The sequence below is a fragment of the Streptomyces sp. NPDC019531 genome, from assembly GCF_044903305.1.
Lineage (GTDB): Bacteria > Actinomycetota > Actinomycetes > Streptomycetales > Streptomycetaceae > Streptomyces.
Map to the genome: position 1 here is coordinate 193,642 of NZ_JBJDQL010000004.1, position 22,719 is coordinate 216,360.

26 protein-coding genes are annotated in these 22,719 nt (G+C 70.7%); 14 read left to right on the top strand and 12 right to left on the bottom strand.

Annotation, left to right across the window (positions count from 1 at the left end; genetic code table 11):
* Positions 1–142 precede the first annotated feature (142 nt).
* Together ACI2L1_RS07100 and ACI2L1_RS07105 are read right to left on the bottom strand one after the other, a co-directional pair.
* Positions 143–376 (bottom strand): DUF3263 domain-containing protein, encoded by a 234-nt coding sequence (locus ACI2L1_RS07100; RefSeq protein WP_404738291.1) that lies wholly within the window; start codon positions 374–376, stop codon positions 143–145.
* 39 nt (positions 377–415) lie between these two features.
* Positions 416–1,624: an extracellular solute-binding protein gene (locus tag ACI2L1_RS07105; RefSeq protein ID WP_404738453.1), complete on the bottom strand. Its 1,209-nt coding sequence runs from the start codon at positions 1,622–1,624 to the stop codon at positions 416–418.
* Between the two features lie 168 nt (positions 1,625–1,792).
* Here ACI2L1_RS07105 and ACI2L1_RS07110 point away from each other — a divergent pair, with 168 nt between their 5' ends.
* The 4 genes from ACI2L1_RS07110 (at position 1,793) to ACI2L1_RS07125 (ending at position 5,426) form a co-directional block, all read left to right on the top strand.
* Positions 1,793–2,737 carry an ROK family protein gene (locus ACI2L1_RS07110; protein ID WP_404738292.1) on the top strand — a complete coding sequence of 315 codons (945 nt, stop codon included), beginning with the start codon at positions 1,793–1,795 and terminating at the stop codon, positions 2,735–2,737.
* Complete coding sequence (nagA, locus tag ACI2L1_RS07115; protein WP_404738293.1) at positions 2,737–3,975, top strand: N-acetylglucosamine-6-phosphate deacetylase; 1,239 nt, start codon at positions 2,737–2,739, stop codon at positions 3,973–3,975. Before ACI2L1_RS07110 ends, nagA begins: the two co-directional genes overlap by 1 nt.
* A 79-nt stretch (positions 3,976–4,054) precedes the next feature.
* Positions 4,055–4,972: a 1-phosphofructokinase family hexose kinase gene (locus tag ACI2L1_RS07120; RefSeq protein ID WP_404738294.1), complete on the top strand. Its 918-nt coding sequence runs from the start codon at positions 4,055–4,057 to the stop codon at positions 4,970–4,972.
* A gap of 106 nt (positions 4,973–5,078) precedes the next feature.
* Positions 5,079–5,426: a peptidase inhibitor family I36 protein gene (locus tag ACI2L1_RS07125; protein ID WP_404738295.1), complete on the top strand. Its 348-nt coding sequence runs from the start codon at positions 5,079–5,081 to the stop codon at positions 5,424–5,426.
* 93 nt (positions 5,427–5,519) lie between these two features.
* On the opposite strand, the gene ACI2L1_RS07130 is transcribed toward ACI2L1_RS07125, so the two are convergent.
* Both ACI2L1_RS07130 and cdgB read right to left on the bottom strand, forming a co-directional pair.
* The gene (locus tag ACI2L1_RS07130) at positions 5,520–6,467 is read right to left on the bottom strand and encodes a CBM35 domain-containing protein (protein WP_404738296.1); all 948 of its coding nucleotides are present in this window, start codon (positions 6,465–6,467) and stop codon (positions 5,520–5,522) included.
* Between the two features lie 122 nt (positions 6,468–6,589).
* Positions 6,590–8,245, bottom strand: a complete 1,656-nt coding sequence (gene cdgB / locus ACI2L1_RS07135; protein WP_404738297.1) for a diguanylate cyclase CdgB — start codon at positions 8,243–8,245, stop codon at positions 6,590–6,592.
* A gap of 293 nt (positions 8,246–8,538) precedes the next feature.
* Between cdgB and ACI2L1_RS07140 the strand changes: the two genes are divergently transcribed.
* Positions 8,539–9,114: a flavin reductase family protein gene (locus tag ACI2L1_RS07140; RefSeq protein ID WP_404738298.1), complete on the top strand. Its 576-nt coding sequence runs from the start codon at positions 8,539–8,541 to the stop codon at positions 9,112–9,114.
* A 42-nt stretch (positions 9,115–9,156) separates the two neighbouring features.
* Positions 9,157–9,636 (top strand): GNAT family N-acetyltransferase, encoded by a 480-nt coding sequence (locus tag ACI2L1_RS07145; RefSeq protein ID WP_404738299.1) that lies wholly within the window; start codon positions 9,157–9,159, stop codon positions 9,634–9,636.
* On the opposite strand, the gene ACI2L1_RS07150 is transcribed toward ACI2L1_RS07145, so the two are convergent.
* Both ACI2L1_RS07150 and ACI2L1_RS07155 read right to left on the bottom strand, forming a co-directional pair.
* On the bottom strand, positions 9,633–10,484 hold the full coding sequence (locus ACI2L1_RS07150; protein ID WP_404738300.1) for a sigma-70 family RNA polymerase sigma factor: 852 nt from the start codon (positions 10,482–10,484) through the stop codon (positions 9,633–9,635). The genes ACI2L1_RS07145 and ACI2L1_RS07150 overlap by 4 nt on opposite strands.
* 80 nt (positions 10,485–10,564) lie before the next feature.
* Positions 10,565–11,434, bottom strand: coding sequence for a MerR family transcriptional regulator (locus tag ACI2L1_RS07155; RefSeq protein WP_404738301.1), 870 nt, complete (start codon positions 11,432–11,434; stop codon positions 10,565–10,567).
* A gap of 131 nt (positions 11,435–11,565) precedes the next feature.
* Here ACI2L1_RS07155 and ACI2L1_RS07160 point away from each other — a divergent pair, with 131 nt between their 5' ends.
* A complete protein-coding gene (locus ACI2L1_RS07160; RefSeq protein WP_404738302.1) occupies positions 11,566–11,931 on the top strand; it encodes a nuclear transport factor 2 family protein in 366 nt (121 codons plus the stop codon).
* A 47-nt stretch (positions 11,932–11,978) separates the two neighbouring features.
* Entirely contained in the window at positions 11,979–12,929 is a 951-nt protein-coding gene (locus ACI2L1_RS07165; RefSeq protein WP_404738303.1) for an alpha/beta hydrolase, read from the top strand.
* 4 nt (positions 12,930–12,933) lie between these two features.
* Here the strand turns inward: ACI2L1_RS07165 and ACI2L1_RS07170 are convergent, their stop codons facing one another.
* Positions 12,934–13,116 (bottom strand): hypothetical protein, encoded by a 183-nt coding sequence (locus tag ACI2L1_RS07170; RefSeq protein ID WP_404738304.1) that lies wholly within the window; start codon positions 13,114–13,116, stop codon positions 12,934–12,936.
* Between the two features lie 90 nt (positions 13,117–13,206).
* A complete protein-coding gene (gene arfB / locus ACI2L1_RS07175; RefSeq protein ID WP_404738305.1) occupies positions 13,207–13,644 on the bottom strand; it encodes an alternative ribosome rescue aminoacyl-tRNA hydrolase ArfB in 438 nt (145 codons plus the stop codon).
* Positions 13,645–13,823: 179 nt separating this feature from the next.
* On the opposite strand from arfB, the gene ACI2L1_RS07180 reads away from it, so the two are divergent.
* Positions 13,824–14,399 (top strand): TerD family protein, encoded by a 576-nt coding sequence (locus ACI2L1_RS07180; protein WP_119103030.1) that lies wholly within the window; start codon positions 13,824–13,826, stop codon positions 14,397–14,399.
* 58 nt (positions 14,400–14,457) lie between these two features.
* Here ACI2L1_RS07180 and ACI2L1_RS07185 read toward each other — a convergent pair whose 3' ends face one another.
* Both ACI2L1_RS07185 and ACI2L1_RS07190 read right to left on the bottom strand, forming a co-directional pair.
* On the bottom strand, positions 14,458–14,658 hold the full coding sequence (locus tag ACI2L1_RS07185) for a DUF397 domain-containing protein (protein ID WP_404738306.1): 201 nt from the start codon (positions 14,656–14,658) through the stop codon (positions 14,458–14,460).
* Complete coding sequence (locus ACI2L1_RS07190) at positions 14,655–15,509, bottom strand: helix-turn-helix domain-containing protein (RefSeq protein ID WP_404738307.1); 855 nt, start codon at positions 15,507–15,509, stop codon at positions 14,655–14,657. Before ACI2L1_RS07190 ends, ACI2L1_RS07185 begins: the two co-directional genes overlap by 4 nt.
* 155 nt (positions 15,510–15,664) lie before the next feature.
* Here ACI2L1_RS07190 and ACI2L1_RS07195 point away from each other — a divergent pair, with 155 nt between their 5' ends.
* The 4 genes from ACI2L1_RS07195 (at position 15,665) to ACI2L1_RS07210 (ending at position 18,494) form a co-directional block, all read left to right on the top strand.
* Positions 15,665–16,126, top strand: coding sequence for an ATP-binding protein (locus tag ACI2L1_RS07195; protein ID WP_404738308.1), 462 nt, complete (start codon positions 15,665–15,667; stop codon positions 16,124–16,126).
* A 212-nt stretch (positions 16,127–16,338) separates the two neighbouring features.
* Positions 16,339–17,166: a helix-turn-helix domain-containing protein gene (locus ACI2L1_RS07200; RefSeq protein WP_404738309.1), complete on the top strand. Its 828-nt coding sequence runs from the start codon at positions 16,339–16,341 to the stop codon at positions 17,164–17,166.
* 70 nt (positions 17,167–17,236) lie between these two features.
* A complete protein-coding gene (locus tag ACI2L1_RS07205; protein ID WP_404738310.1) occupies positions 17,237–17,833 on the top strand; it encodes a Uma2 family endonuclease in 597 nt (198 codons plus the stop codon).
* A 4-nt stretch (positions 17,834–17,837) separates the two neighbouring features.
* Positions 17,838–18,494 carry a hypothetical protein gene (locus ACI2L1_RS07210; RefSeq protein WP_404738311.1) on the top strand — a complete coding sequence of 219 codons (657 nt, stop codon included), beginning with the start codon at positions 17,838–17,840 and terminating at the stop codon, positions 18,492–18,494.
* 29 nt (positions 18,495–18,523) lie between these two features.
* Here the strand turns inward: ACI2L1_RS07210 and ACI2L1_RS07215 are convergent, their stop codons facing one another.
* A complete protein-coding gene (locus tag ACI2L1_RS07215; RefSeq protein ID WP_404738312.1) occupies positions 18,524–20,461 on the bottom strand; it encodes a BTAD domain-containing putative transcriptional regulator in 1,938 nt (645 codons plus the stop codon).
* A 111-nt stretch (positions 20,462–20,572) separates the two neighbouring features.
* Here ACI2L1_RS07215 and ACI2L1_RS07220 point away from each other — a divergent pair, with 111 nt between their 5' ends.
* A complete protein-coding gene (locus ACI2L1_RS07220) occupies positions 20,573–21,451 on the top strand; it encodes an alpha/beta fold hydrolase (protein ID WP_404738313.1) in 879 nt (292 codons plus the stop codon).
* Positions 21,452–21,478: 27 nt separating this feature from the next.
* Here ACI2L1_RS07220 and ACI2L1_RS07225 read toward each other — a convergent pair whose 3' ends face one another.
* Entirely contained in the window at positions 21,479–22,684 is a 1,206-nt protein-coding gene (locus tag ACI2L1_RS07225; RefSeq protein ID WP_404738314.1) for an MFS transporter, read from the bottom strand.
* Positions 22,685–22,719 lie beyond the last annotated feature (35 nt).

Consider the following 22,719-nt stretch of genomic DNA (forward strand, 5'->3'; position numbering starts at 1 on the left):
CGGCAGCCCCTGGGCACGGGGTCGAAGGGGCGGCAGCCCCTGGGCACGGGGTCGAAGGGGCGGCAGCCCCTGGGCACGGGGTCGAAGGGGCGGCAGCCCCTGGGGATGGGACGGGTAGGGGCGGTGGGGGCGAGAAAAGGCCCTACCGCTCAGAGCGACGCGCCTCCCGGACCCGGCGCAGCCTGTTCACCGTCACCGGGTCGAAGGCCAGGGCCCGTTCGTCGTCCAGCAGAGCGTTGAGCAGCTGGTAGTAGCGGACCGGCGCCAGGCCCAACTCCTCGCGTATCGCCCGCTCCTTCGCGCCGGGCCCCGAGAAGCCGCGGTGCTCCAGCGCGAGGATGTCCCGCTCCCTGCGGCCCAGCTCCGGATGCTCCATGCGAGGAACCGTAACCCCGGCCACCGACACCGACAGCGCCTACCCCGCGTTCTGCGCGGTCAGCTGCAGTGCGCGCAGCACCTCCGAAGGGCTCCCGCCCGAACCCACCGCCGCCCCGATCCGCTTCTTCACGGCCGCGCTGACGGAGGCCCAGGACGTCTTCCCCACCGGAGGGAGCTCCGAGTTGGGCAGCGCGTCGAGGAAGGGCTTGAGGTCGGCGTCCCGGGAGGACCCGCCCATGGCCGTGGAGGCGGAGTTGGTCACCGGCAGCAGGTCGTACTCCCGTGAGAACGCGAGCACGTTCTTCTCGCTGTAGACGAAGTCGAGGAAGTCCCCCACCTGCTCGGCGTGCCCGTTCTGCTTGAAGGCCATCATCCAGTCGGCGACCCCCATGGAGTTCTTGGTCCGCCCCTCGGCCCCGGGCATCGGCACCATCCCGAACTTCACCCCCTTCGCGGCAGCGATCTTCATCAGCGAGGGATGCCCGTCGAGCATCCCGACATCCCCCGCGGCGAACGCCGAGAACGCCGCCGCCCGGTTCAGGTTCCCGGGCGCGACAGGACCGGTCAGCCCCTTACCGACGAGGTCGTCCTTGAGCCAGGTGAGCGTCGCGACGTTCTCGCCGGAGTCGATGCCGTACGTCCCGAGTGAGTCGACGTACCCGCCGCCCCCACTGAGCAGCCACTGCATGGTCTCGGCCTGCGCCTCCTCAGGCCCGAGCGGCAGCGCGTACGGGTACTTCACCCCGTCCGCCTTCAGCGCCTCGGCGTCGGCGGCGAGCTGCTTCCAGGTCTTCGGCGGGGTGAGCCCGGCGTCGGCGAAGAGCGTCTTGTTGTAGAAGAGCAGCCGGGTCGACGCCGCGAACGGCATCCCGTACTGCACCCCGTTGATCCGCCCCGCGGAGGCGAGCTGCGAGACGAAGTCGGCCTGCTCCCGGATCCCGATCAGGTCGTCGGCCTTGTACAGCAGCCCCTTGTCCCCGTAGTCGGCGTACGCGCCGATCTGCGCCATGTCGGGCGCCTTCCCGGCGTCGACGAGCTCCTTGACCTTGCTGTCGACGTCGGTCCACGAGTACACACTGACGTCGATCTTCACACCGGAGTGCTTGGCCTCGTACTCCTTGACGATCTTGTCCCAGTACCTCTGGGAGCTGTTGGCCGAACTGTCGCCGTAGTCGGCGGCGACCAGCCTCAGCGTCACCTCGTCCGATCCGCTCCCCAGTCCGCAGCCGCCCAAGACCGCCGTCATGCCCAGTGCGGACACCGCCGCGATCGTTCCCGTCCTACGCCGCCGCACCGACAACCGCCCCACACTCACGTTCGAAAGCTTTCGAAAAGTCATACATATCTCCGCCCTCAGGTCTACACCACGTGAGTGGACTAGACCTCTCACGGGTCAAAGGGTCACACTGTCCCCGTGAGACATGTCATCGCCCTCGACGTGGGCGGCACCGGGATGAAGGCGGCCTTGGTGGGCGCGGGCGGCGAGTTCCTGCACCAGGCCCGCCGGGCGACCGGCCGTGAGCGCGGCCCGGACGCGGTCGTCGACGGCATCCTCGACTTCGCCGCCGAGCTGCGCGCGTACGGCACCGAGCACTTCGGCGCCCCCGCGCTCGCGGCCGGTGTCGCCGTCCCCGGCATCGTCGACGAGGAGCAGGGCGTCGCGGCCTACGCCGTCAACCTGGGCTGGCGGAACCTCCCCCTGCGCGCACTGCTCACGGACCGCCTCGACGGCGCCCCGGTCGCCCTGGGCCACGACGTCCGCACCGGCGGCCTCGCCGAGGGCCGCGTGGGCGCGGGCAAGGGCGCCGACCGCTTCCTGTTCGTCGCCCTGGGCACCGGCATCGCCAGCGCGATCGGTTTCGCCGGCCGGGTGGAGGCGGGCGCCCACGGTTTCGCGGGCGAGATCGGACACATCGTCGTACGACCGGACGGCACGCTCTGCCCGTGCGGCCAGCGGGGCTGCCTGGAGCGGTACGCCTCCGCGGCGGCGGTCAGCGAGGCATGGGCGTCGGTCACCGGGACCCCGGAGGCGGATGCGGCGGACTGCGCGAAGGCGGTGGCGGCCGGGGATCCGAAGGCCCGGGAGGTCTGGCAACGAGCCGTGGACGCCCTGGCCGACGGCCTGGTCACCGCTCTCACCCTCCTGGACCCCGGCACCCTGATCATCGGTGGCGGCCTGGCCGAGTCGGGGGAAACGTTGTTCACACCGCTGCGGGAGGCAATCCGCCAACGGATCACCTTCCAGAAGCTCCCGACGATCGTCCCGGCGGCCCTGGGCGACACGGCGGGTTGCCTGGGCGCCGGCCTACTGGCCTGGGATCTCGTCAACAAGACCGACGGTACGGAGGCAACGAGCTGATGGCAGCCCACCCAGGGGCGCGGGACAGCGCTGAATCTGCGGCTACCGCCGCGCGTGCGCGACCAGCCACGACGAACCCGCACCCCGCAACGGGCAATGCGCCCCTCGTCCTGTCCGGCGCAACAGTCGTCCTCCCCACAGGAACCGTCCAAAACGGCCAAGTGATCGTCGACGGCACCCGAATCATCGCCGACGCCCCGCAGAACGCCCAGCTCCTCGACGTGACCAACCACTGGCTGGTCCCCGGATTCATCGACCTCCACAACCACGGCGGCGGCGGAGCCTCATTCACCTCGGGCACGAGCGACGACGTACTCAAGGGAATCCACACCCACCGGACCCACGGCACCACCACCCTCGTCGCCTCCACCGTCACCGGCGACATGGACTTCCTCGCCCAACGAGCGGGACTCCTCTCCGAGCTGGCCGAGCAGGGCGACATCGCCGGTATCCACTTCGAGGGCCCGTTCATCTCGCCCTGCCGTAAGGGCGCGCACTCCGAGGAACTCCTGCGCGACCCCGACCCGGCGGAGGTCCGCAAGCTGATCGACGCCGCGCGCGGGAAGACCGCCATGGTCACGCTGGCCACCGAACTCCCCGGCGGCATCGACTCCGTACGGCTCCTCGTCGAGCACGGCGTCATCGCGGCGATCGGGCACACGGACGCGACGTACGAGCAGACCGTCGAGGCGATCGACGCGGGCGCCACCGTGGCCACGCACCTGTTCAACGCGATGCCGCCGCTGGGCCACCGCACCCCCGGCCCCATCGCCGCCCTCCTGGAGGACGAGCGGATCACGGTCGAGCTCATCAACGACGGCACGCATCTGCACCCGGCCTCGCTGCAACTGGCGTTCCATCACGCGCGTTCAAAGAGGGTCGCGTTCATCACCGACGCCATGGACGCGGCGGGCTTCGGCGACGGCCGCTACCTGCTCGGCCCTCTGGAGGTCGAGGTCAGCGAAGGCGTCGCCCGCCTGGCCGAGGGCGGTTCCATCGCCGGTTCGACCCTCACCCTGGACCGCGCCTTCAAGCGGGCGGTGACCGTCGACCGGCTCCCGGTCGAGGACGTCGTCGCCGCGATCTCCGCCAACCCGGCCCGGCTGCTGGGGATGGACGACCGCATCGGCTCACTGGAGCCCGGCAAGGACGCCGACCTGGTGCTTCTGGACCATCAATTCGACCTCAAGGGCGTCATGCGCCGGGGTGAATGGGTGGTCGCTCCCCAACTGGGGTGATGTGTCCCGCTGTTGAGGTCGGGGTCGTCCTGGAAGACTGGACGGGCTCAATTTCTGCCTTCGGGGGAGGTCGGTCCAGGTGATCCTCACGGTCACGCTGAACACCGCTCTCGACATCACCTATCGCGTACGGTCGTTACGGCCGCACACCAGCCACCGGGTCACCGAGGTCACCGAACGCCCGGGCGGCAAGGGGCTGAACGTGGCCCGGGTGCTCGCCGCGCTCGGCCACGAGGTGACGGTCACCGGTTTCTCGGGCGGCGCCACGGGCCGTATCGTCCAGGACCAACTCACCGCCGTACCGGGCCTGGTGGACGCGCTCGTCCCGGCCACCGGCCCGACCCGCCGCACGATCGCGGTGGTGGACGAACTCACCGGCGACACGACCCAGCTCAACGAGCCGGGTCCGACGGTGACTTCGGCGGAGTGGTCGGCCTTCCAGGAGGCGTACGAGGATCTCGTCCCGGCCGTCTCGGCGGTGGCCCTGTGCGGGAGTCTGCCGCCGGGGGTGCCGGTGGGGGCGTATGCGGGCCTGGTCCGCACGGCGAAGGCGGCCGGGGTCCCGGTCCTCCTCGACACCAGCGGTGAGGCGTTGCGCCGCGGGGTCGCCGCCCGCCCCGACATCGTGAAGCCGAACGCCGACGAACTGGCCGAACTGACCGGCTCCCACGAGCCGTTGCGCGCGACACAGGACGCGCGGCGCAGGGGGGCCCGTGCCGTCGTCGCCTCGCTGGGCGCACGGGGGCTGCTGGCGCTCACCCCGGAGGGCCGCTGGCACGCGCTCCCGCCCACTCCCGTGCACGGCAACCCCACCGGCGCCGGCGACGCGGCGGTCGCAGGCCTCCTCACCGGCCTGCTGGATCAACTCCCCTGGCCGGACCGTCTCACCCGCGCGGTCGCCCTGTCGGCGGCCGCTGTCCTCTCTCCGACAGCAGGCGACTTCGACCACACGACGTACGAGAAACTCCTGGCCGGAGTGTCGGTGACAGCGACCTGAAACCGCACTTGGCCGAAAAGCGCCCTTTCCCTCCTGTTGACCAGATGATCGGATGATCACTCGTTCGCTACATGACCAATAGCGAAGAACATAAGGGGAAAGCTCGATGAGCATGCTCAAAACAAGCCTGACCACGGTGGCTCTGACCGCCGCACTGCTGGGCGGCGCCTTGGCCACACCGGCCGCGGCGGCCGATCCCAACACCTGCCCGACGGGCAAGTTCTGCGGATGGTCGGGGAAGAACAGGACCGGGACCAGGACGGTCTACTCCGAAAAGCCCGGCTGTTACCCTCTCGACCACATCGCCAAGTCCGTCTCGAACCAGACTTCTTACAAGCTGGTTTTCTGGAAGGCCACCCTCGGCTGTGCCACCGGCACCAAGCTGGTCACGCTGAAGCCGGGCACCTACTCGGACAACCCCGGCAGCGCCAACTCGGTCGAGATTTACGGCTGAGGTGCGACAAAAGCGCTCGACCTGAAGTTCACGATGCTCGACAGCCGCCGGGAGTCAACACCTCCGGCGGCTGCTGTGCCCCTGCCCGCGCCCCTACTGGTCGACGTTCTCCGTGACGGAGAACTGGTCGAGCAGGGCGTTGCACTGGTTGCCCTGCTGGCACGAGAGCTGAATCGTGTTGGTGCCCTTGGTCAGGGAGACCTGGGCCCAGGTCTCCTGCCATTCGTTGGCGGGAAGCCCACCGAAGTTCTTCATGTTCAGCGGCCGGGATGCGGCCTTCCCGTTGACCGTCATCGTCCCATTGGCGTCTTCGGCGGGGAGGCTGTAGCGGACGTAGACCCGATAGGTGCCGGCCTTCTCGATGCCGTTGACGGTCCAGGTGACCGAGGCGCCCACCTGGTTGAAGCCCTGCACGTAGACGCCGCCGTCGGCCTGGGCGCCCTTCACGTCGGAAGCGGTGCTCGTGCCGCCCTCCAGGCGCATCGTCTTCGCGTCGGCCTTCGGAAGGTCGGCCGCCGCCCCCGCCGACGAGGACGACGCGCTCGGCTTCGAGCTCGCGGACGTGCTCGGCGTCGTCGCCGCCTGGTTGCCGCTGTCGTCCTTCTGGTCGTCGCCGCCGGCCATCGCGATGCCGATGCCGATGACCACCGCGGCGACCACCGCGATCGCGCCGATCAGCAGGCCCTTGGTGTTGGGCCCGCCGCTCCGGCCGCCGCCACCGCTGTAGCCCGGCATGGGCTGCTGGCTGGTGGGTGCGGAGCCCGGGAAGGTCTCGGGGGCCGCGTAGTGGGCGGTGGGCTGACCGTAAGCGCCCTGCTGCTGCGGGACCTGGCCGTACGGGCCGTTCGGCGCGGCCGGTGCCTGCTGCTGGCCGTACTGCCGCTGGCCGACCGAACGCGTCCGGTTGACGGAGTTCGGGTAGCCGTAGCCGTAACCGCCGCCGGACGGCGGCTGGGCGCCGTTGGCCTGGCCGTCGGCGTAGAGGTAGCCGAACGGGTCTTCGTCCTCGGGCGGGCTCGCGCCGTTGTTGCCGGACGTCATCCCTTGGTACTCCTCAGCAGGTGCGGAATCGGATGCGAGACGTGGAGTCAGAATGGCGAGCCTACCCGCTCCCGATGCCGCAAACGGGTGACTCGGATCGCATCAGCTCGCTGACCTGGGGATCATCCCGCGCGTCTGTGCTGTTTGGGACGAGATCGTTTCTCGACGTACATCCGCTCGTCGGCTGACTTCAACACTTCGTCCGCGGTCATGCCGCAGTGCGCCCAGCCGATACCGAAGCTGGCGCCGACCCGGACGGCCCGCCCCTCGGCCCGGATCGGCTGGATGATCTCGTTGCGCAGGCGTACGGCGAGGTCCGCCGCGTCGGCCTTGCCGAGCCCGTCGGCGAGGATGACGAACTCGTCGCCGCCGAGCCGGGCCACGGTGTCGCCGTCGCGCACGCACTGGGACAGCCGCCGGGCGACCTCGATGAGGACCGCGTCGCCGGCGTTGTGCCCGAACCGGTCGTTGATCGACTTGAAGCCGTCGAGGTCGCAGAAGAGCACCGCGAGCCCCTTGGTGCCGTCGTCGCGCTCCCCCTCGGGGGCGGCGGTGTGCACATGGTGGTCGAAGGTGTCGTACGCCTCGGCGCCGCCGGACCGGAAGTCGAAGCCGTGGCCGTTCGCGTCGAAGGCCGGGTGGCCGAAGGCCGCGTCCATGGTCTCCAGGGCGCCCGCGTGGGCGGAGCGCTGGCAGAGCCGGGAGGACAGCCGCGAGCGCAGCTCGGCGGAGTTCGGCAGGCCGGTGAGCGAGTCGTGGGAGGCGCGGTGGGCGAGCTGGAGCTCGCGGCGCTTGCGGTCCTCTATGTCCTCGACGTGGGTGAGCAGGAAGCGCGGCCCGTCGGCGGCGTCGGCGACCACCGAGTTGCGCAGGGACACCCAGACGTACGTGCCGTCCCGGCGCCCGAGGCGCAGCTCGGCCCGTCCCCCCTCCGCCGAGGTGCGCAGCAGGGTGCCTATGTCCTCGGGGTGGACGAGGTCGGAGAAGGCGTAGCGGCGCATCGCGGACGCGGGGCGGCCCAGGAGGCGGCACAGGGCGTCGTTGGTGCGCAGGATCCGGCCGTGCTGGTCGCCGCCCATCTCGGCGATGGCCATGCCGGAGGGGGCGTACTCGAAGGCCTGCCGGAAGCTTTCCTCGCTGGCCCTGAGGGCCTGCTGCTCCCTTTCGAGCCTGACCAGTGCGCGCTGCATGTTCGCGCGCAGACGCGCGTTGCTGATCGCGATGGCGGCCTGGAACGCGTACATCTGGAGCGCTTCGCGGCCCCATGCGCCCGGTCGGCGGCCGTTGCGCGGCCGGTCCACCGAGAGCACGCCGATCAGCTCGCCGCACTGGCCGCCCTTCACGTTCGGCGTGTACATCGGCGCGAACAGCCGGTCGGAGGGGTGCCACTCGTCCTCGAAGCGGGGCGCGGGGCCGTCGGTGTACCACTGCGGGACGTCGTCGTCGTCGAGGATCCAGCCCTCGGTGTGCGGGATGAAGACCAGGTCGCCCCAGGTCTCACCCATGCTCAGCCGGCGCTCCCAGGACTCGCGGGAGCCCACTCGGCCGGTGATCAGTGACTCGGCGGCCTGGTTCCCGGAGAAGGCGGCGACGACGAGGTCGCCGTCGGGGCGCACGAGGTTGACGCACGCCAGCTCGTAGCCGAGTGCCTGGGTCACGCCGTTCGCAACCGTCTGCAGTGTGTCCGCAAGGCTGCGCGCGGTGTTCATGTCGGCCATGACCTCGTGCAGCTGTCGCAGGGACGCAAGGCGGACGTAAGGCTCCGACTCGGTCTCCATTGCTCGCCCTCCCCCCGAGACCTCGCAGTGAATCAAGGGTCATCTGTCCAGCCACTGAATCACAGCGCGCTCCCCGCTCGGTACACAGGGTCAACAATTGGCACCTCTTGTGACTCAAGTCACAGCGAAAGATGAGCAATTGAACGGGGTTTCTGCGTTTTTCCTGTGCGTTTACTGAACGCAAAATTTGCGTGTTTGTGGAGGCCCAGGTGAGCCGTCCGTCGCTAGTCCTAGGTCCGGTCTCGGGCGGAGGCCCGATGCGGGGCACGCGGCGCCGAGATTAGCGTTTCCGTGTGCCGAACACTCACGCCCCCGCCGTCCCGATGATCCCCGCGCCCGCCTCCGGGCATGCTGTGGGGGTGAGCAACGACGAGTTCCGTGCCGCCATGTCCCGGCTCGCCGCCGGTGTGGTCCTGGTGACCGCGTTCGAGCCCCCGCTCGACACCGAGGGCCCCAAGGGCGAGGACGTCGGCATGACGGCCACGGCATTTCTGTCGGTCTCCCTCGACCCCCCTTTGGTGCTGGTCAGCCTGCGTACGGGCTCCCGCATGGACGACCTCCTCGACGAGCAGCCGCACTGGGCGGTCTCCGTCCTGTCCGAGAGCCAGCGGCACATCGCCGGCCGCTTCGCCATGAAGGGCCGCATCAGCGACCGGCTCCTGTTCGAGGACATCCCGTACGTCCGCGGCTCGGCCACCGGCGCCGTACTGGTGAGCGGCGCCCTCGCCACCCTGGAGTGCCGCACCGAACAGCGCGTGCCGGCCGGCGACCACACCCTGGTGATCGGCCGCGTCCTGACGGCGGACGTGCCGAGCGCGGACGGCGGGCCACTGGCGTATTTCCGTGGCAGGTACCGGCAGTTGGGATGAATTCCGTGGCCGCCTGCTGAACGCCCGGACTAACGTCCCCGGATGACCTCCTCGATCTCCGCACCCCGCCTCGAAAAGATCACACCCGTGAATTTCGAATCCGCCACCGGCATACGCGTCCGGCCCGAGCAGGAATTCGCGGTCTCCCCCGTCATGCAGTCCCTCGCCGAGGCGTACGTCCATCCCCCGGGCGTCGCCTGGCCCCGCCTGATCGTCGACGGCGACCGCCCGGTCGGCTTCCTGATGGCCTTCCTCGACATCGACTGGCGCACCGACGGCGGCAGCGTGACCCGCTCCGGTCTGTGGCGGCTGAACATCGCGGCCGAAGCGCAGGGCAAGGGGTACGGCCGCTTCGCCGTCGAGTCCGTCGCCGAGGAGCTGCGCCGCCGGGGCACCAAGGAGCTGTACGTCACCTGGCACGAGGGCCCCGACGGCCCGGCGGACTTCTATCTGAAGCTCGGTTTCCGCAGGACCGGGGAACTCAGCGAGGGCGAGACGGTGGGCGTGCTCGGCCTCGACTAGACCAGGGTGACGTCGAGCCGGGCCGCCCGCTCCGGGTCCGTGGTGATGTCGATGACGGTGATCCGGTCGTGTACGAACGTGAACGCGAGCGTTCGCTCCACGCGGCCGTCCCGCAGAAGGGCGATGCCGGTGCGGCCCTCGACGAGCGCGGGCACGGCGGCTCCGGCGATGTGCCGTGCGTAACTGGTCGCGCCCTTGGCCACGGCCGTCGCCCCCGTGGTCACCCCGGCCTCCGTGCGCACCACGACATCCGGGTCGAGCACGTCCAGCAGCCCGTCGAAGTCACCGTCGCGCGCGGCGGCGAGGAAGGCGTCGACGAGTTCGCGTCGGCGGGCGGGGGTGACGGAGTCGCTGTCCGCGCCCTGCGCTCCCCGCACCCGTCGCCGGGCCCTGCTGGCGAGCTGCCGGGTGGCCGCCGGGCTCTTGCCGACGACGCCGGCGATGTCGTCGTACGGGACGCCGAAGAGGTCGTAGAGGACGAAGGCGAGCCGTTCGGCGGGGGTGAGGGTGTCGAGGACGACGAGGAGGGCGGAGCCGACCGAGTCGGCGAGGAGGGCGTCCTGTTCGGGGTCCGGTGTGACGGCGGGGAGCGGCGTCTCGGGCTGCAGGGGCTGTTCGGCGCGGGTCCTGCGGGAGCGGAGCATGTCGAGGCAGACCCGCCCGACGACCGTCGTCAGCCAGCTCCCGAGGTTGTCCACCTCCCGCACGTCGACCCGGCTGAGCCGCACCCAGGCCTCCTGCACGGCGTCCTCGGCCTCGCCCTCCGACCCGAGCATCCGCCGCGCCACGGCCCGCAGACGCATCCGGTGTGCCTCGAACCGCTCGGCCAGGAAGTCACTGTCGCTCATGGGTCACCGCTCTCGTCGCCGTCCGCTGTCGGTCAGTTGACGGACGAGAGGGGGAGAGATGTGACACCCGCCGAGTTCCGCTACCGATCTGCGTCGCCGTCCCCGGGCACCTCCAGGTCGTCGGGGGCCGGTCCCGTGTGGAAGATCGGCCAGCAGATCTCGGTGCGCCACTCGGCCGGGTCCGTGCTCTCGTGGCGTCCGACGGGGTAGTACTCGCGGATCGGGCCGTCCACGGCCAGGGCGTGCTCGGCGACGTAGGCGCCCAGCGTTCCGTAGGCCAGGTCGATGTTCTTGTGCGGGCCGCGGTGGACGATCGTGGCCAACTCGACCGGAGGGACCACCAGTTCGGCGACCCGGCCCATCGGGCGTACCGGTCCGGCGCACGGTACGAAGATCGTCGCCGATCCGTGCTCGTGGGTGAACAGGTCGTTGCTGAAGATCCCGCCGGCCGGTCCGTCGGCGGCCAGTCCCTGGGCGTCCAGCGTCGCGCGGATCTCACCGAGCGCGCCCTGGTACCAGGTCAGCGCCTCCGTGACGTCGACCGTCTCGGTGATCGCGGCCGCGGGTGTGGCCGGGACACGGCGGCGCCCGATCTCGGCCCGGGCGGCGCCCGGCGGGTGCGTGAGCAGGTCGCGCAGCGAGGCGACGGCGTTCTGGGCGCGGGTCAGCGCCTGCTCCATCTGGTTCAGATGCGCGGCGATCAGCGCGTTGCGCGTCTCGATGTCGGGAGCGGCCAGCACCTTGGCCACCTGCTCGACCGGCATGTCCAGGGCGCGGAAGCGGCGGATGATCTGCGCGGTCGGGATCTGCGCGGTGGTGTAGTGCCGGTACCCGGTGTGCCGGTCCACCTCGTCCGGCTCCAACAGGCCCACCCGGTGGTAGTAGCGCAGTGTCTTCACGCCCAGATGGGTGGCCCGGGCGAAGTCCCCGATCGGCAGGGTGGCGTCCATACCCGTCACTGTGCCACCTCCCCTTGGGGGAGAGTCACGGGTCCGCGCGGGGCTTGCCCCTCTCGCAAGGGCACGTCACAGGCTTGCTGCCAGGTGGTCGACCGGACCGCCGCCTCGAAGGGAGCAAGACCATGACCATGACCGCGCCCCTGCCGCCCGTCGTCGCCGAGTACCTGGCGGCGGTCAACGCCTTCGATCTCGACCGGATGGTCGCGACCTTCGCCCCGGACGCCTACGTCAACGACGCGCGCCGCGAGATCAACGGTGTGGACGCCATCCGGCGCTGGGCCGAGAAGGAGATGGTCGGAGACAAGGTCACGATGGAGGTGCGCGAGGTCGTCGACCACCACGGCGACACCATCGTGCGCTCCCGCTACGACGGCACGTACGACAAGACCAACCTCCCGGCCGAGCTGGTGATGTCGGACTACTTCAGCGTCCGCGACGGCAGGATCGTCAGCCTCGCCGTGATCCGCAACCAGCCCTCGCCGTACTGAGACCCGTGGAAGCCGTACTGAGATCCGTGGAAAGCGAGAAGCACCCCATGAGTTACACCCTCGACCCGGAGCTGGTCCCGGTCCTGGCCGCCATGGCCGCCCAGGCCGCGGACGCTCCCGCCCGCGAGCGCGGGGACTGGCGGGCGCTGCGGGAGGCCGGAAACCTCGGCCAGGCCGCCATGGCGGCCCTGGTCCCCCCGGTCACCGGGATCAAGACCACCACCCACTTCGCCACCGCACTCGACGGGACCCGGATCGAACTGCGCTGGTACACCACCGGCGAGCGGACCGCGCCCGGCCCGGCCGTGCTCTACGCCCACGGCGGCGGCATGGTCCTGGGCGACCTGGACGCCTACGACACCCTGCTGTCCTGGTACGTCGCCCACAGCCGGGTGCCGTTCCTGTCCGTCGGCTACCGACTCGCCCCCGAGGCCACCGGCACCACCCTCGCCGAAGACGTCTTCGCCGGTCTCACCTGGCTGGTCGGACACGCGGACGAGATGGGCGTGGACACCGGCCGCATCGCGGTGATGGGCGACAGCGGCGGCGGCGCGCCCGCGGCCGCCACCGCGATCCTCGCGCGGGACCGGCAGGTGCCCCTGGCCCGGCAGATCCTGGTCTATCCGATGCTCGACGACCGCAACCAGACTCCCGACCCGGCCCGCGAGCCCTTCCTGACCTGGACCTACGACAACAACCACACCGCCTGGAACGCGGTGCTCGGCGACACGCTGGGCACCGAGGCCGTGTCGCCGATCGCCGCACCGGCCCGCCTGCGGGACTTCACCGGCCTGGCCCCCGCCTACATCGACACCGGTGACCTGGACATCTTCCGCGACGAGGACATCTCCTACGCGGCGCGCCTCGCCGCCGCAGGCGTCCCGGTCGAACTGCACGTCCACCCCGGCGTCCCGCACGGCTGGGACCGCATCGCGCCCCAGTCCCAGCCCGCCCGGCGCGCCTTCACCGACCGCGTCCGCGTCCTCGCCGCCCTCTGACCGCCTATCGTCTGCCGCTTCGGCGATCACTGACCTGTGGACTCTGCGACGTGAGCGGCCAGTGGCCGGCGGTGGTGACGGAGGTCAGGAGGTGCTGCGCGCGGGCCACGTAGTGGGGGACCGCGACGCCTGCCGGGCCGGTGGCGGGGTGGCGGTAGCTGACCGACAGGCCGTCATGCGTACGCATGATCCACAGGCACACCTCGTCCAGATCAGCAGGACGCGGTGCGGGCGGATGTTACGGCGCGAACGGCCCCGGCTCCGGGAGATGGAGCCGTCAGCCCCAGTCCCGTCCCGATCGCCCCCGCTTGGTGTCGGAGCGCTGCTTCTTCTCCCGCAGCCGCCGCTCATTGATCCCACGCGGGATACGCGTCGGCCGGCGCGGCTTCGGCGGCGGCGCCGTCGCCTCGGCCAGCAGCGCCGCCAGTCGCACGGCCGCGGTCTCGCGGTTGCGCCACTGCGAGCGGTGCTCGGAGGAGCGGACGGTGACGACGCCGTCGACGAGCCGCCCGGCCAGCTTGGCGAGCGCCCGCTGCTTCCACACGTCGGGCAGGGACTCGGTCCGCTCGACGTCGAAGCGCAGTTCGACCTGCGAGTCACTGGTGTTGACGTGCTGACCGCCCGGCCCGGACGACCGCGAGAAACGCCACATGAGCTCGGCCTCGGGAAGCGAGACGGAGCCGCGGATGACATAGGGACCGGACATGAGGTCCATGTTCCCGGCTCTGTCCGGTCCACGTCACCCCAATATCGCCGGACCGCCTTCCGACTTGGTAAAGAAAGTAAAGACACGGGGAACCTCTGACACCCCTCGCGGCGTTCATAGGGGTAGCTGTAGCTTCGAGCCCGTACTGCCGTACATAGACGGCTTAACGAGGGAAGGACTCCCAAACCATGGCTGTAAGCCTGTCCAAGGGTGGCAACGTCTCGCTCACCAAGGAGGCTCCGGGCCTGACCGCCGTCACCGTGGGCCTCGGCTGGGACGTCCGCACCACCACCGGCACGGACTTCGACCTCGACGCCTCGGCGATCGCGGTCAACACGCAGGGCAAGGTCTACTCCGACGGCCACTTCGTGTTCTTCAACAACAAGCAGACCCCGGACCAGACCATCGTCCACACCGGTGACAACCGCACCGGCGAGGGCGCGGGCGACGACGAGGCGATCAACGTCAACCTGGCCGGTCTCCCGGCCGACGTCGACAAGATCGTCTTCCCGGTCTCGATCTACGACGCGGAGAACCGCTCGCAGAACTTCGGCCAGGTCCGCAACGCCTACATCCGCATCGTCAACCAGGCCGGCGGCGCCGAGATCGCCCGCTACGACCTCTCCGAGGACGCGGCCACGGAGACGGCCATGGTCTTCGGCGAGCTGTACCGCAACGGCGCGGAGTGGAAGTTCCGCGCGGTGGGCCAGGGCTACGCGTCCGGCCTGGTCGGTATCGCCCAGGACTTCGGCGTGAACGTCTGACGTTCGATGCGTTGAGCGGGAGCCCCTGGTCGTACCGGCCGGGGGCTCCGTTCTGTCTTTACGCCTGCGAGACGAACGCGGTCCAGCTGGCCGGGGTGAAGTCCAGGCGGGGGCCGGTGGTGGTCTTGGAGTCGCGGACGTGGACGGTTGCAGTGGTGGTGGCGATCTCGACGCAGGACTCGCCATTGGTTCCGCCGCTGTAGCTGCTCTTGAACCACGCCAGTTCGGAGGCGTCCCCGTTGGGGCCCTTGCGGATCATGTTTCTCCCAGCAGTTGCTCGATGAAGGTCAGCGACTCCCGTGGAGAGAGAGCCTGCGCCCGGATCGTGCCATATTGCAGTTCGATGATGCGCAGCTGTTTCGGGTCCGTGGTCGGGCGGCCGTTGAAAACGCCGTCGGCGCGAGCCACTGCCGTCCCGTCCGGGAACTTCAGCAACTCGATCCTGCCGTCCAGCCCCGGATGGGGGTCGTTGTTGGTCGGCATGACCTGAAGTGTGACGTTACGCAACCGCCCCACCTCCAGAAGGCGTTCGAGCTGCCGCCTCCACACCATTGTGCCCCCGACTTGGCGACGCAGCGGTGCCTCTTCCAGTACGAAGTGGATCGACGGGGCCGGGTCACGCTCGTAGACCGACTGCCGGGCCAGTCGAGCGGCCACCATGCGTTCCACGTCGTCAGGTGAGTACGGCGGCTGCGCTGCCTCGATCACGGTGCGCGCATGCTCCGGCGTCTGCAACAGCCCAGCGATGATGTTGCACTCGTACACGCCGATCTCAATCGCCTGCGCTTCCAACTTGGCCAGCTCCCGCACCTTCTTGGGATACCGGACCTTCTTGACGTCCTCCCAAGTCGCGGAGATGAGCCCACCGGCCCCCAACACCTCGTCGGACCTGTCCAGATACTCCTGCCGGGGAATCCGCTTCCCGCCCTCGACCTTGTAGACCAGGTCCTCGCCGTACCCAACGGCCTCCCCGAACTCGGCGGCCCGCATCCCCACCGCCTCCCGCCTCAGCTTCAACTGCCGTCCCACGGTGGCGATCACCGCGACACCCCACTCGTCGTCGGGGTCGACCTCCCACCCGGGCTCGACCGCTTCACCGTCCACACTCATCGCGCGCCCCTCCGCCGTACGTCCATACCCGCGACGCCCCTACCCGTACGACCGCCCCCGACAGCCCGGACACGACCGGACAAGCTCCGGACAGTCACCGTACGCATCGGCGCAGTCACTGTTCACGGTAAGCAAGCGACACCACTCTGAGTGATGTGAATCAAGAAACCGCCACCATCAGGAACTTCAGCGTTCAGCTGTCCCCCACCCCACGAGGAGCCCGCCTGGCCCGACTCCTGACAGGCGAGCAACTACGCGACTGGGGACTCCCGTTGGACCCGGCGGAGCACATCGTGGCGGAGCTGGCGGCGAACGCGGCCACGCACGGCAGGGTCCCGGGCCGCGACTTCCTCCTGACGCTCTACGTCGTCGGCGGCACCCTGCGCATCGAGGTCACCGACACCCGGGGCGATCGGCTGCCGAACGTCCGACTCCTCGCGCCGGACGCCGAGTCGGGCCGTGGGCTCGCACTTGTGGACGCCCTCGCGGACCGGTGGGGTGTCGCACCGGGGCGCCGCCCCCGCAAGACGGTGTGGGCGGAAATCGACCTCTCACCGAACGCCAGAAACCCGTACTCCGGTGTTGGGGGCGGTCTTTCCCAAAGAACTCCGGGGTGAAAGAAACCCGACCAAACCCCACCCCTCCTCCCGCTCGGAGCGCAGCTCACCCGCGCGAGTGAACATCGCCAACTCAGCTGGATTTCGGCCCGGTTGCTTGCTCTACGCTCAGCGCGACACAACCGCGGACCTGCTGCGGACATACAACGGCCCTCGCCGGGACTGGCATCCCATTGCGAGGGCCTGACCACCAAGGAAGAGAACGCTTCCCGATGGACATGCAAAACCCTAGCGCGCCCCCGCGCGCCCAGTCCCGTACCGCGGGCAAAAACCACCCCCGCGTGGGTGGTCTGATCCACGACAACGCCCGCCACACCGAACGCTTCACGGTGATCGGCAACCACCTCGCCCAGCACCCGGAGCTCTCCCTGCTGGCGATCGGTCTGGCGTGCCACATCCAGTCGCTGCCCAAGGGTGCCCCCGTCGACATCAAGACCCTCTCCGCCCGCTTCCCCGAGGGCCGGGACCGTATCGCCGCGGCTCTACGGGAACTGGAAGCGCACGGCTACCTCCGCCGCACCCGCGAACGCGTCCCCGGCGGCCGTATCGTCACCCGCACCACTTCCTGCAACCAGCCCGGCCGACGTCACGCGGACCCGGACCCGCCCCGGAAGCCCGCCAGACGTCCCACCCCGGACAAACCACGCAGGAAACTCCCTTCGGTCCCGCAGCCCGGCTACCCCGCCCCCGTCCTCCTCCAGCAGGCCATCGACGTCCTGGCCACCCTCCGCCGCCACGACCCCCGCCTGCTCCTGTCGGCCACGGACACGGAACACCTGGCCCCCGGAGTCGCCGCCTGGCTGGAACGGGAGGTCACCCCCACCGCCGTACGCCACGCCCTCACCACGGACCTCCCCGCGGAACCCCTGCACCGCCCGGCAGCCCTCCTGGCCCACCGCCTCACCGCCCAGCTGCCGCCCCTGCCCCCGTATCGGCCCCCGGCCCCACCTCCGGAGGTACGCCACCCGCAGCAGACCTGCGACGGCTGCGACCGCGTCTTCCGCGCCCCGGAACCCGGCCGCTGCCGAGACTGCCGATGAGATCTCCCGGAGGCCGCCTAGCATGGACGTGACGATCCTGGCCCCTGGGCACAGACGAGGAGCGAGCGCCATGACCATCGCGCCGGACGACATGCGGCAGGGCGCATCGCTTCTCTACCGGGCCATGCGGGACTTCGTGCAGTCCACGGACGACACCCTTCCCGGCAAGTTCGAGATCACCAAGGAAGGGATCGTCCTCGACATGATGTCGCCCTCCAAGCCGCACGAACTCACCGTGCTGCGCGTCCGCAAACGCCTGGAGCAGGTGATGCCGGAGGTGCTTGTGGCTCACACGGGCGAACCCGACGTCGAGGACGAGCCCGAGGGCATCATGCGCCGTCCCGATGTGATGGTGATCACCGAGGCAGAGATGGAAGGAGACGGCTCCTTCGACCCCCGCTCGATCGTGGCTGCCGTAGAGATCGTCTCCCGTTCCAATCCCGACAACGACTGGGTCAGCAAGGTCCGCGACTACCCCCTGATCGGCATCCCCATCTACGCGATCTTCGACCCCCGCACCGGCACCGGCGCCGTCCTCACCGACATCCACCCCACCCCCGACGGCCCCCGTTACGCCACCCGCAAGGACTTCGTGTACGGCGAGGACGTCACCATCGGCGACTGGACGATCTCCACGGACAACCTGCCGCGGTACAAGGACTCCTAGATCCATGGAAGCCGGAGTCACCGCGGACGACGTCGACCTTGCCGTGCGGCTCGCCGTGGGCGTCCTTAGGGACGCACCCGCGCAGGGGTGGGGCGCCAAGGCCGGTTCGCTGGAGTGGGACTGCTGGGAGACCGCCGAGCACCTCGCCAACGACCTGCTCTACTACGCCGTTCAGCTGGGGCCGCAGAGCCCGCCGCTGGACACCCATGTGCCGTTCGCGTTGAACCGGAAGAGGCCGGACGGGCCCCCGGTCTTCGTCCATGCGGAGCGTGACGCGGGTCCGGCCGGCCTGTTGCAGGTGCTGGAGGCGTGCGGCGCGCTGCTGGTCGCCATGGTGCGTACGACGCCGCCCCGGGTTCGCGCCCACCACGCCGCCGGGGTGTCGGACCCCGAAGGGTTCGCGGCGATGGGGGTGGTGGAGACGCTGGTACACACGCACGATCTGGCGGAAGGCTTCGGGCTTGCCTGGACCCCGCCCTCCGCTCTCTGCTCGCGTGTGCTCGCCCGTCTGTTCCCAGAGGCTCCGGGCGGCGCGGACCCCTGGCTCACCCTGTTGTGGGCCACCGGCCGCGCCGAACTGCCGGGGCACCCTCGTCTCACCACGTGGCGCTGGAAGAGCACACCGCGCCACGAGTCCCGCCCGGCAGCCCGGCGAACCTAGAGGAACGGCCGGGTTCGTGTTGCTGTCGCTTACTCCGCTCCGGCGCATGCCTCCGCCTCTGTCAGGTACCGCGTCACCGGCCCCAGGGTCAGCATTCCGCTGGCGGCGCCGGCGTGTTCCGCACGGGCTTCGCGCAGGTAGGCCTCGGCGTGTGCGGCGATTCCGCGCTCGCCGAGGCGTACGGCGGCGCGGGCGGTCAGGCACCACATGGCCTCCTGCATGTGGTCACGCGCTGGTTCGGGCACCGCGGCGAGGGCTGTACGGGCCTCCTCGACCCGGTCCTGGGCGAGCAGCACGAGGGGGCGCGCCCAAGGCCGGTACGGGCCCCAGTCGAGGTGCGGGTCGGTGGGCGCGGGCCGGTCGTGCAGCAGGCGCAGCCCCAGTAGGGCGAGCGGGAACAGGCCGCGGTGCAGCCCCGCCATTCCGGCCGTACGGAGGGCGTTCTCGGCGGCGCGGTAGTGCGCTGCGGCCGTGGCGGCGGTCGGTCCGCCGGGTTCCGTGCTGCGGGCGGCCGTGGCCCTGGCCCTGAACCACCCGGTGAGGACGGGGACGAGGGGCGCCTCGGTGGTGGCGGCGAGCTCTTCGGCGGCCTCGGCGTGCGAGGCCGCGGCGTCGAGGTCGCCGAGGGCCGAGGCGGATTGAAGGCGGACGAGTCGGCCGAGTACGGCGAAGTTCGGCAGCTCGTGCCGGGTGGCCAGGTCGAGGATCTCGGCGCCGATCCTGTCCCGTACCGCCGCGAGCCCGGGGCGGGTGAAGGACTGCAGGAACACTCCGTTGAGGGCGAAGGCCAGCAGGGCGGGATCGGCCAAGTGCCGTGCCAGCGCCTCGGCCTGCCGTGACGCGCGCTGGGCTCGTCTCAGCTCGGTCCCGGACAGATCGGCGCTGCGGCTCTCGACTGCGATCGTGGCCAGGAGTCGGGCGGAGAGGTCGGCGGGGCCGTCGGGGCCGAGCGCGGTGAGCGTGCGTTCGGCAGCCGCGACGACGGCGCGGGACTGCTCGGGGTCGTCGGCCCGGCTCCAGATGGCGGGCACGTCGTAGGCACCGATGACCCGGGCGGTCAGGGAGACGTCTCCCATGCGTTCCGCCGCCTGGACTGCGGCGAGGCGGTCGCGCCGTGAGTGGACGAGGGCGTCGCCACCCGCCAGTGCGAGGGTGCGGGCCAGTTCTACGGTGGTGCGCGGGCCGAGCCGGACATCGGGGCCGGTCCACGCGGTACGTGCGCCTTCGAGAGGCACGGACCCGACGAGGATGTCCGTCTCCAGACGCTGGAGTTCGGCACCAGGTTCTAGTCCGAGTTGATCAACGAGCATCGCGCGGGCGCGTCGGAGGGTGGCCAGCGCGTCGGCCTGGCGGCCCCCGCGGTGGAGCGCGCGGGCAAGCAGCCCCCAGGCCGGCTCACGCCACGGATGTTCGGCGACGTGGGCACCCAGTTCGGCGACGAGACCGGCGCCTTCTCCGGAGTCAAGGAGGATGCGGGCGCGCAGTTCCACCCCCTCCAACCTCAGTTCCTCCAGCCGGGTCCGCTCGCGCTGCGCCCATGCGGAGCCGGGCACATCGGCGTAGGCGGGCCCGCGCCAGGCCGCGAGTGCCGCGCCGAGGTCGGTCAGCACGTCGGGGTCGCGCCGGGCGCGGGCCAGAGTGTCCTGGAACCGATGGACGTCCACGTCCTCGCGCGGCAGGCGCAGCGCGTAGCCGGGACCTTCGGTGACGATGACGCGCGGCGGATCGCGGGGCGGCCGGTCGGGCTCGAGGGCGCGGCGCAGCGCGGCGACGAACGTACGCAATGCGCCCACGGCACGGACCGGTGGATCGGTCCACAGGTCGTCGACGAGGGTGTCGGTGGTAACCATCCGTCCCTCGGCGGCGATGAGCCGGGCGAGTACCTCACGATGGCGGGGTCCGCCCAGGTCAACCGGGCTGCCGTCGTCGTGGAGGGCCCGCACGGCACCGAGCACGTCGATTCGCATGCCCCCATCCTCTGTGCCAGGGGTCGGCTGCGCCCAGCCGTACTGATCGGCTGCTGATCGCCGTCGCCCAGGCTGATCCGGTCGGTCCCCGACCCGAAAGGACGGCCCTTCATGGCGCTCACCCTTCCCGGCTTCGATCACATCCGGCTGCCCGGTGCGGACGGTGTGGAGCTGGCGGCCGCTGTCGGCGGCAGCGGCAGCCCGGTCGTGCTGTTGCACGGTTTTCCCCAGACCCACCTGATGTGGCGACACGTTGCCGAGCGGCTCGCCGAGGAGCACACGGTGATCTGTCCCGACCTGCGGGGCTACGGCGCCAGCGACAAGCCGACCGCCACCGACCCCGATGTGTATGCCAAGCGCACCATGGCCGCCGACGTCGTGACCCTGGCGGCGGCGCTCGGCCACGAGCGCTTTGCCCTCGTCGGCCACGACCGGGGCGCCCTGGTCGCCTTCCGGGCGGGGTTGGACCACCCTGAGACCATCACGCACCTGGGCATCCTCGACGTCGTGCCGACGCTCGACATGTGGAACGTCCTGCACGGCGTCTCGGCGGCGGTCGGCTACCACCTCTTCCTGATGGCGCAGCCGCCGGGCCTGCCGGAGGCGATGATCGCAGGCAGTGCGGACGCGTTCTTCGGCTCGTTCCTCGACGCCTGGGCCAACGACCCGACCGCCATGCCGAAGGATGTGCGTGCCGAATACCTGCGGGCGAGCGCCGCGGCGGTGACGTCGATCGTCGCGGACTACCGGGCCTCGGCAGGGATCGACGTCATGCACGACCAAGCTGACCTGGACGCGGGCTCGCAGCTGGCCATGCCCGTGACGGTCGTCCAGCAGGACTGGGGCGCGCAGCTGGGCTACGACGCTGCCGCGGTGTGGAAGGCGTGGGCGCCGGACCTGGACCACCGGCTGACCCGAGCGGGGCACTTCATGGCCGAGGAGGCACCCGACGAGATCGCGGCGGCGATCCAGGACCTGCTGGCCCGCTGAGCCTCCTGTACAAACCGAGACACAGCACTAGACGGCCCTGGTGTCCTCCCCTTCCACGATCCAGTCCCCACGCCCCCGGTCGGCCACGACCGCCCCCAGCGCCAGCAGCAGCGCGCCGGTCGCGGCGGCGAGGGCCACGAGAAGGGCGCCCTGGATGCCGTAACACTGGGCGAGCGCCCCTGAGACGGACTGGCCGGTGGCGGTGCCGAGGGGGCCGCCGGCGCACAGGACGGTCATGGCGGTCGCGGTGCGGCCGGTGGGGGCGAGCCGTTCGGTCAGGGCGTACAGGCTGATCATGTAGGGCGCGACGGTGAAACTCGCCACGGCGACGGCCACCGGCAGCGACACCAGCCGCGCTCCGGCGAACAGGGTCAGCATCCCGGCGCAGAGCGTCGCCGCGAAGACGAGGTAACGGGCGCGCGGGGTGAACCGTAGTGGGAGCCAGGCGCAGGCGGCACCGGCCAGGGCGCTGCCGATGCCGAACTCCGCGTAGACGAGCCCCGCGGCACCGGTTCCGCCGACGGTGTCGCCGTACACCGTGACCGCGGTCTGGACGGCCCCGAAGACCGCGCCCATCGCGGTCATGCCGAGAACCATCACCGCCAGCGGACGTCGGGGCAGCCGCGCCCCGCTGTCGCCCCGCGCGGGGGCACCGGCCCCCGCGCTGTGCACCAGCGCGAACGGCAACGTGGCCGCGACGATCAGTGCCATGGTCGCCGCGGCCGGTACCGCCGACCCGGCTGTCGCGAGCAGTCCGACGAGCGCCGGTCCGGCGACGAAGCTCAGCTCGTCGGCGGAGGCCTCGTACGACAACGCGGCGGGCAGCAGGTGGAGTTCACCGCGTGCCCGCACGAGATGCGACCAGCGCGCCCGCACGAGCGGGGCGACCTGCGGCTGGGTCAGCCCCACCAGGGCGGACGACAGGAGCATGGCGGGCCGAGCGCCCTGGCTCGCGACCAACAGGGCTGCCCAGGCGGCACAGTTGGCGAGTGCGGCGAGGGCGCCGACGGTTCGGTGACCATGGCGGTCGGCGAGTGCTCCGACGACGGGGCCGCCCACCGCGGTGGCGATGCTCTGCGCGGCGGCGGCGAGACCGGCGAAGGCGTAACTGTGGGTCGCCGCCTGGAGCAGGATCAGGGTGGCGAGGGCGGAGGACGCGTACGGCAGGCGGGCCAGGAATCCCAGGGGGAAGAAACCGACGCCTGCGATGCGCAGGAGAGAGCGGTACGGCACGGAACGTCTCCATCGGGCATGTCGAGGAGACGCAC

Excerpts from the sequence above, each read along its gene's own strand:
- ACI2L1_RS07100 (WP_404738291.1), bottom strand. The coding sequence starts at position 376 with ATGGAGCATCCGGAGCTGGGCCGCAGGGAGCGGGACATCCTCGCGCTG.
- ACI2L1_RS07105 (WP_404738453.1), bottom strand. The coding sequence starts at position 1,624 with ATGACGGCGGTCTTGGGCGGCTGCGGACTGGGGAGCGGATCGGACGAG.
- nagA (WP_404738293.1), top strand. The coding sequence starts at position 2,737 with ATGGCAGCCCACCCAGGGGCGCGGGACAGCGCTGAATCTGCGGCTACC.
- ACI2L1_RS07125 (WP_404738295.1), top strand. The coding sequence starts at position 5,079 with ATGAGCATGCTCAAAACAAGCCTGACCACGGTGGCTCTGACCGCCGCA.
- ACI2L1_RS07130 (WP_404738296.1), bottom strand. The coding sequence starts at position 6,467 with ATGACGTCCGGCAACAACGGCGCGAGCCCGCCCGAGGACGAAGACCCG.
- cdgB (WP_404738297.1), bottom strand. The coding sequence starts at position 8,245 with ATGGAGACCGAGTCGGAGCCTTACGTCCGCCTTGCGTCCCTGCGACAG.
- ACI2L1_RS07145 (WP_404738299.1), top strand. The coding sequence starts at position 9,157 with ATGACCTCCTCGATCTCCGCACCCCGCCTCGAAAAGATCACACCCGTG.
- ACI2L1_RS07150 (WP_404738300.1), bottom strand. The coding sequence starts at position 10,484 with ATGAGCGACAGTGACTTCCTGGCCGAGCGGTTCGAGGCACACCGGATG.
- ACI2L1_RS07155 (WP_404738301.1), bottom strand. The coding sequence starts at position 11,434 with ATGGACGCCACCCTGCCGATCGGGGACTTCGCCCGGGCCACCCATCTG.
- ACI2L1_RS07160 (WP_404738302.1), top strand. The coding sequence starts at position 11,566 with ATGACCATGACCGCGCCCCTGCCGCCCGTCGTCGCCGAGTACCTGGCG.
- ACI2L1_RS07165 (WP_404738303.1), top strand. The coding sequence starts at position 11,979 with ATGAGTTACACCCTCGACCCGGAGCTGGTCCCGGTCCTGGCCGCCATG.
- ACI2L1_RS07170 (WP_404738304.1), bottom strand. The coding sequence starts at position 13,116 with ATGCGTACGCATGACGGCCTGTCGGTCAGCTACCGCCACCCCGCCACC.
- arfB (WP_404738305.1), bottom strand. The coding sequence starts at position 13,644 with ATGGACCTCATGTCCGGTCCCTATGTCATCCGCGGCTCCGTCTCGCTT.
- ACI2L1_RS07180 (WP_119103030.1), top strand. The coding sequence starts at position 13,824 with ATGGCTGTAAGCCTGTCCAAGGGTGGCAACGTCTCGCTCACCAAGGAG.
- ACI2L1_RS07185 (WP_404738306.1), bottom strand. The coding sequence starts at position 14,658 with ATGATCCGCAAGGGCCCCAACGGGGACGCCTCCGAACTGGCGTGGTTC.
- ACI2L1_RS07190 (WP_404738307.1), bottom strand. The coding sequence starts at position 15,509 with ATGAGTGTGGACGGTGAAGCGGTCGAGCCCGGGTGGGAGGTCGACCCC.
- ACI2L1_RS07200 (WP_404738309.1), top strand. The coding sequence starts at position 16,339 with ATGGACATGCAAAACCCTAGCGCGCCCCCGCGCGCCCAGTCCCGTACC.
- ACI2L1_RS07205 (WP_404738310.1), top strand. The coding sequence starts at position 17,237 with ATGACCATCGCGCCGGACGACATGCGGCAGGGCGCATCGCTTCTCTAC.
- ACI2L1_RS07210 (WP_404738311.1), top strand. The coding sequence starts at position 17,838 with ATGGAAGCCGGAGTCACCGCGGACGACGTCGACCTTGCCGTGCGGCTC.
- ACI2L1_RS07215 (WP_404738312.1), bottom strand. The coding sequence starts at position 20,461 with ATGCGAATCGACGTGCTCGGTGCCGTGCGGGCCCTCCACGACGACGGC.
- ACI2L1_RS07220 (WP_404738313.1), top strand. The coding sequence starts at position 20,573 with ATGGCGCTCACCCTTCCCGGCTTCGATCACATCCGGCTGCCCGGTGCG.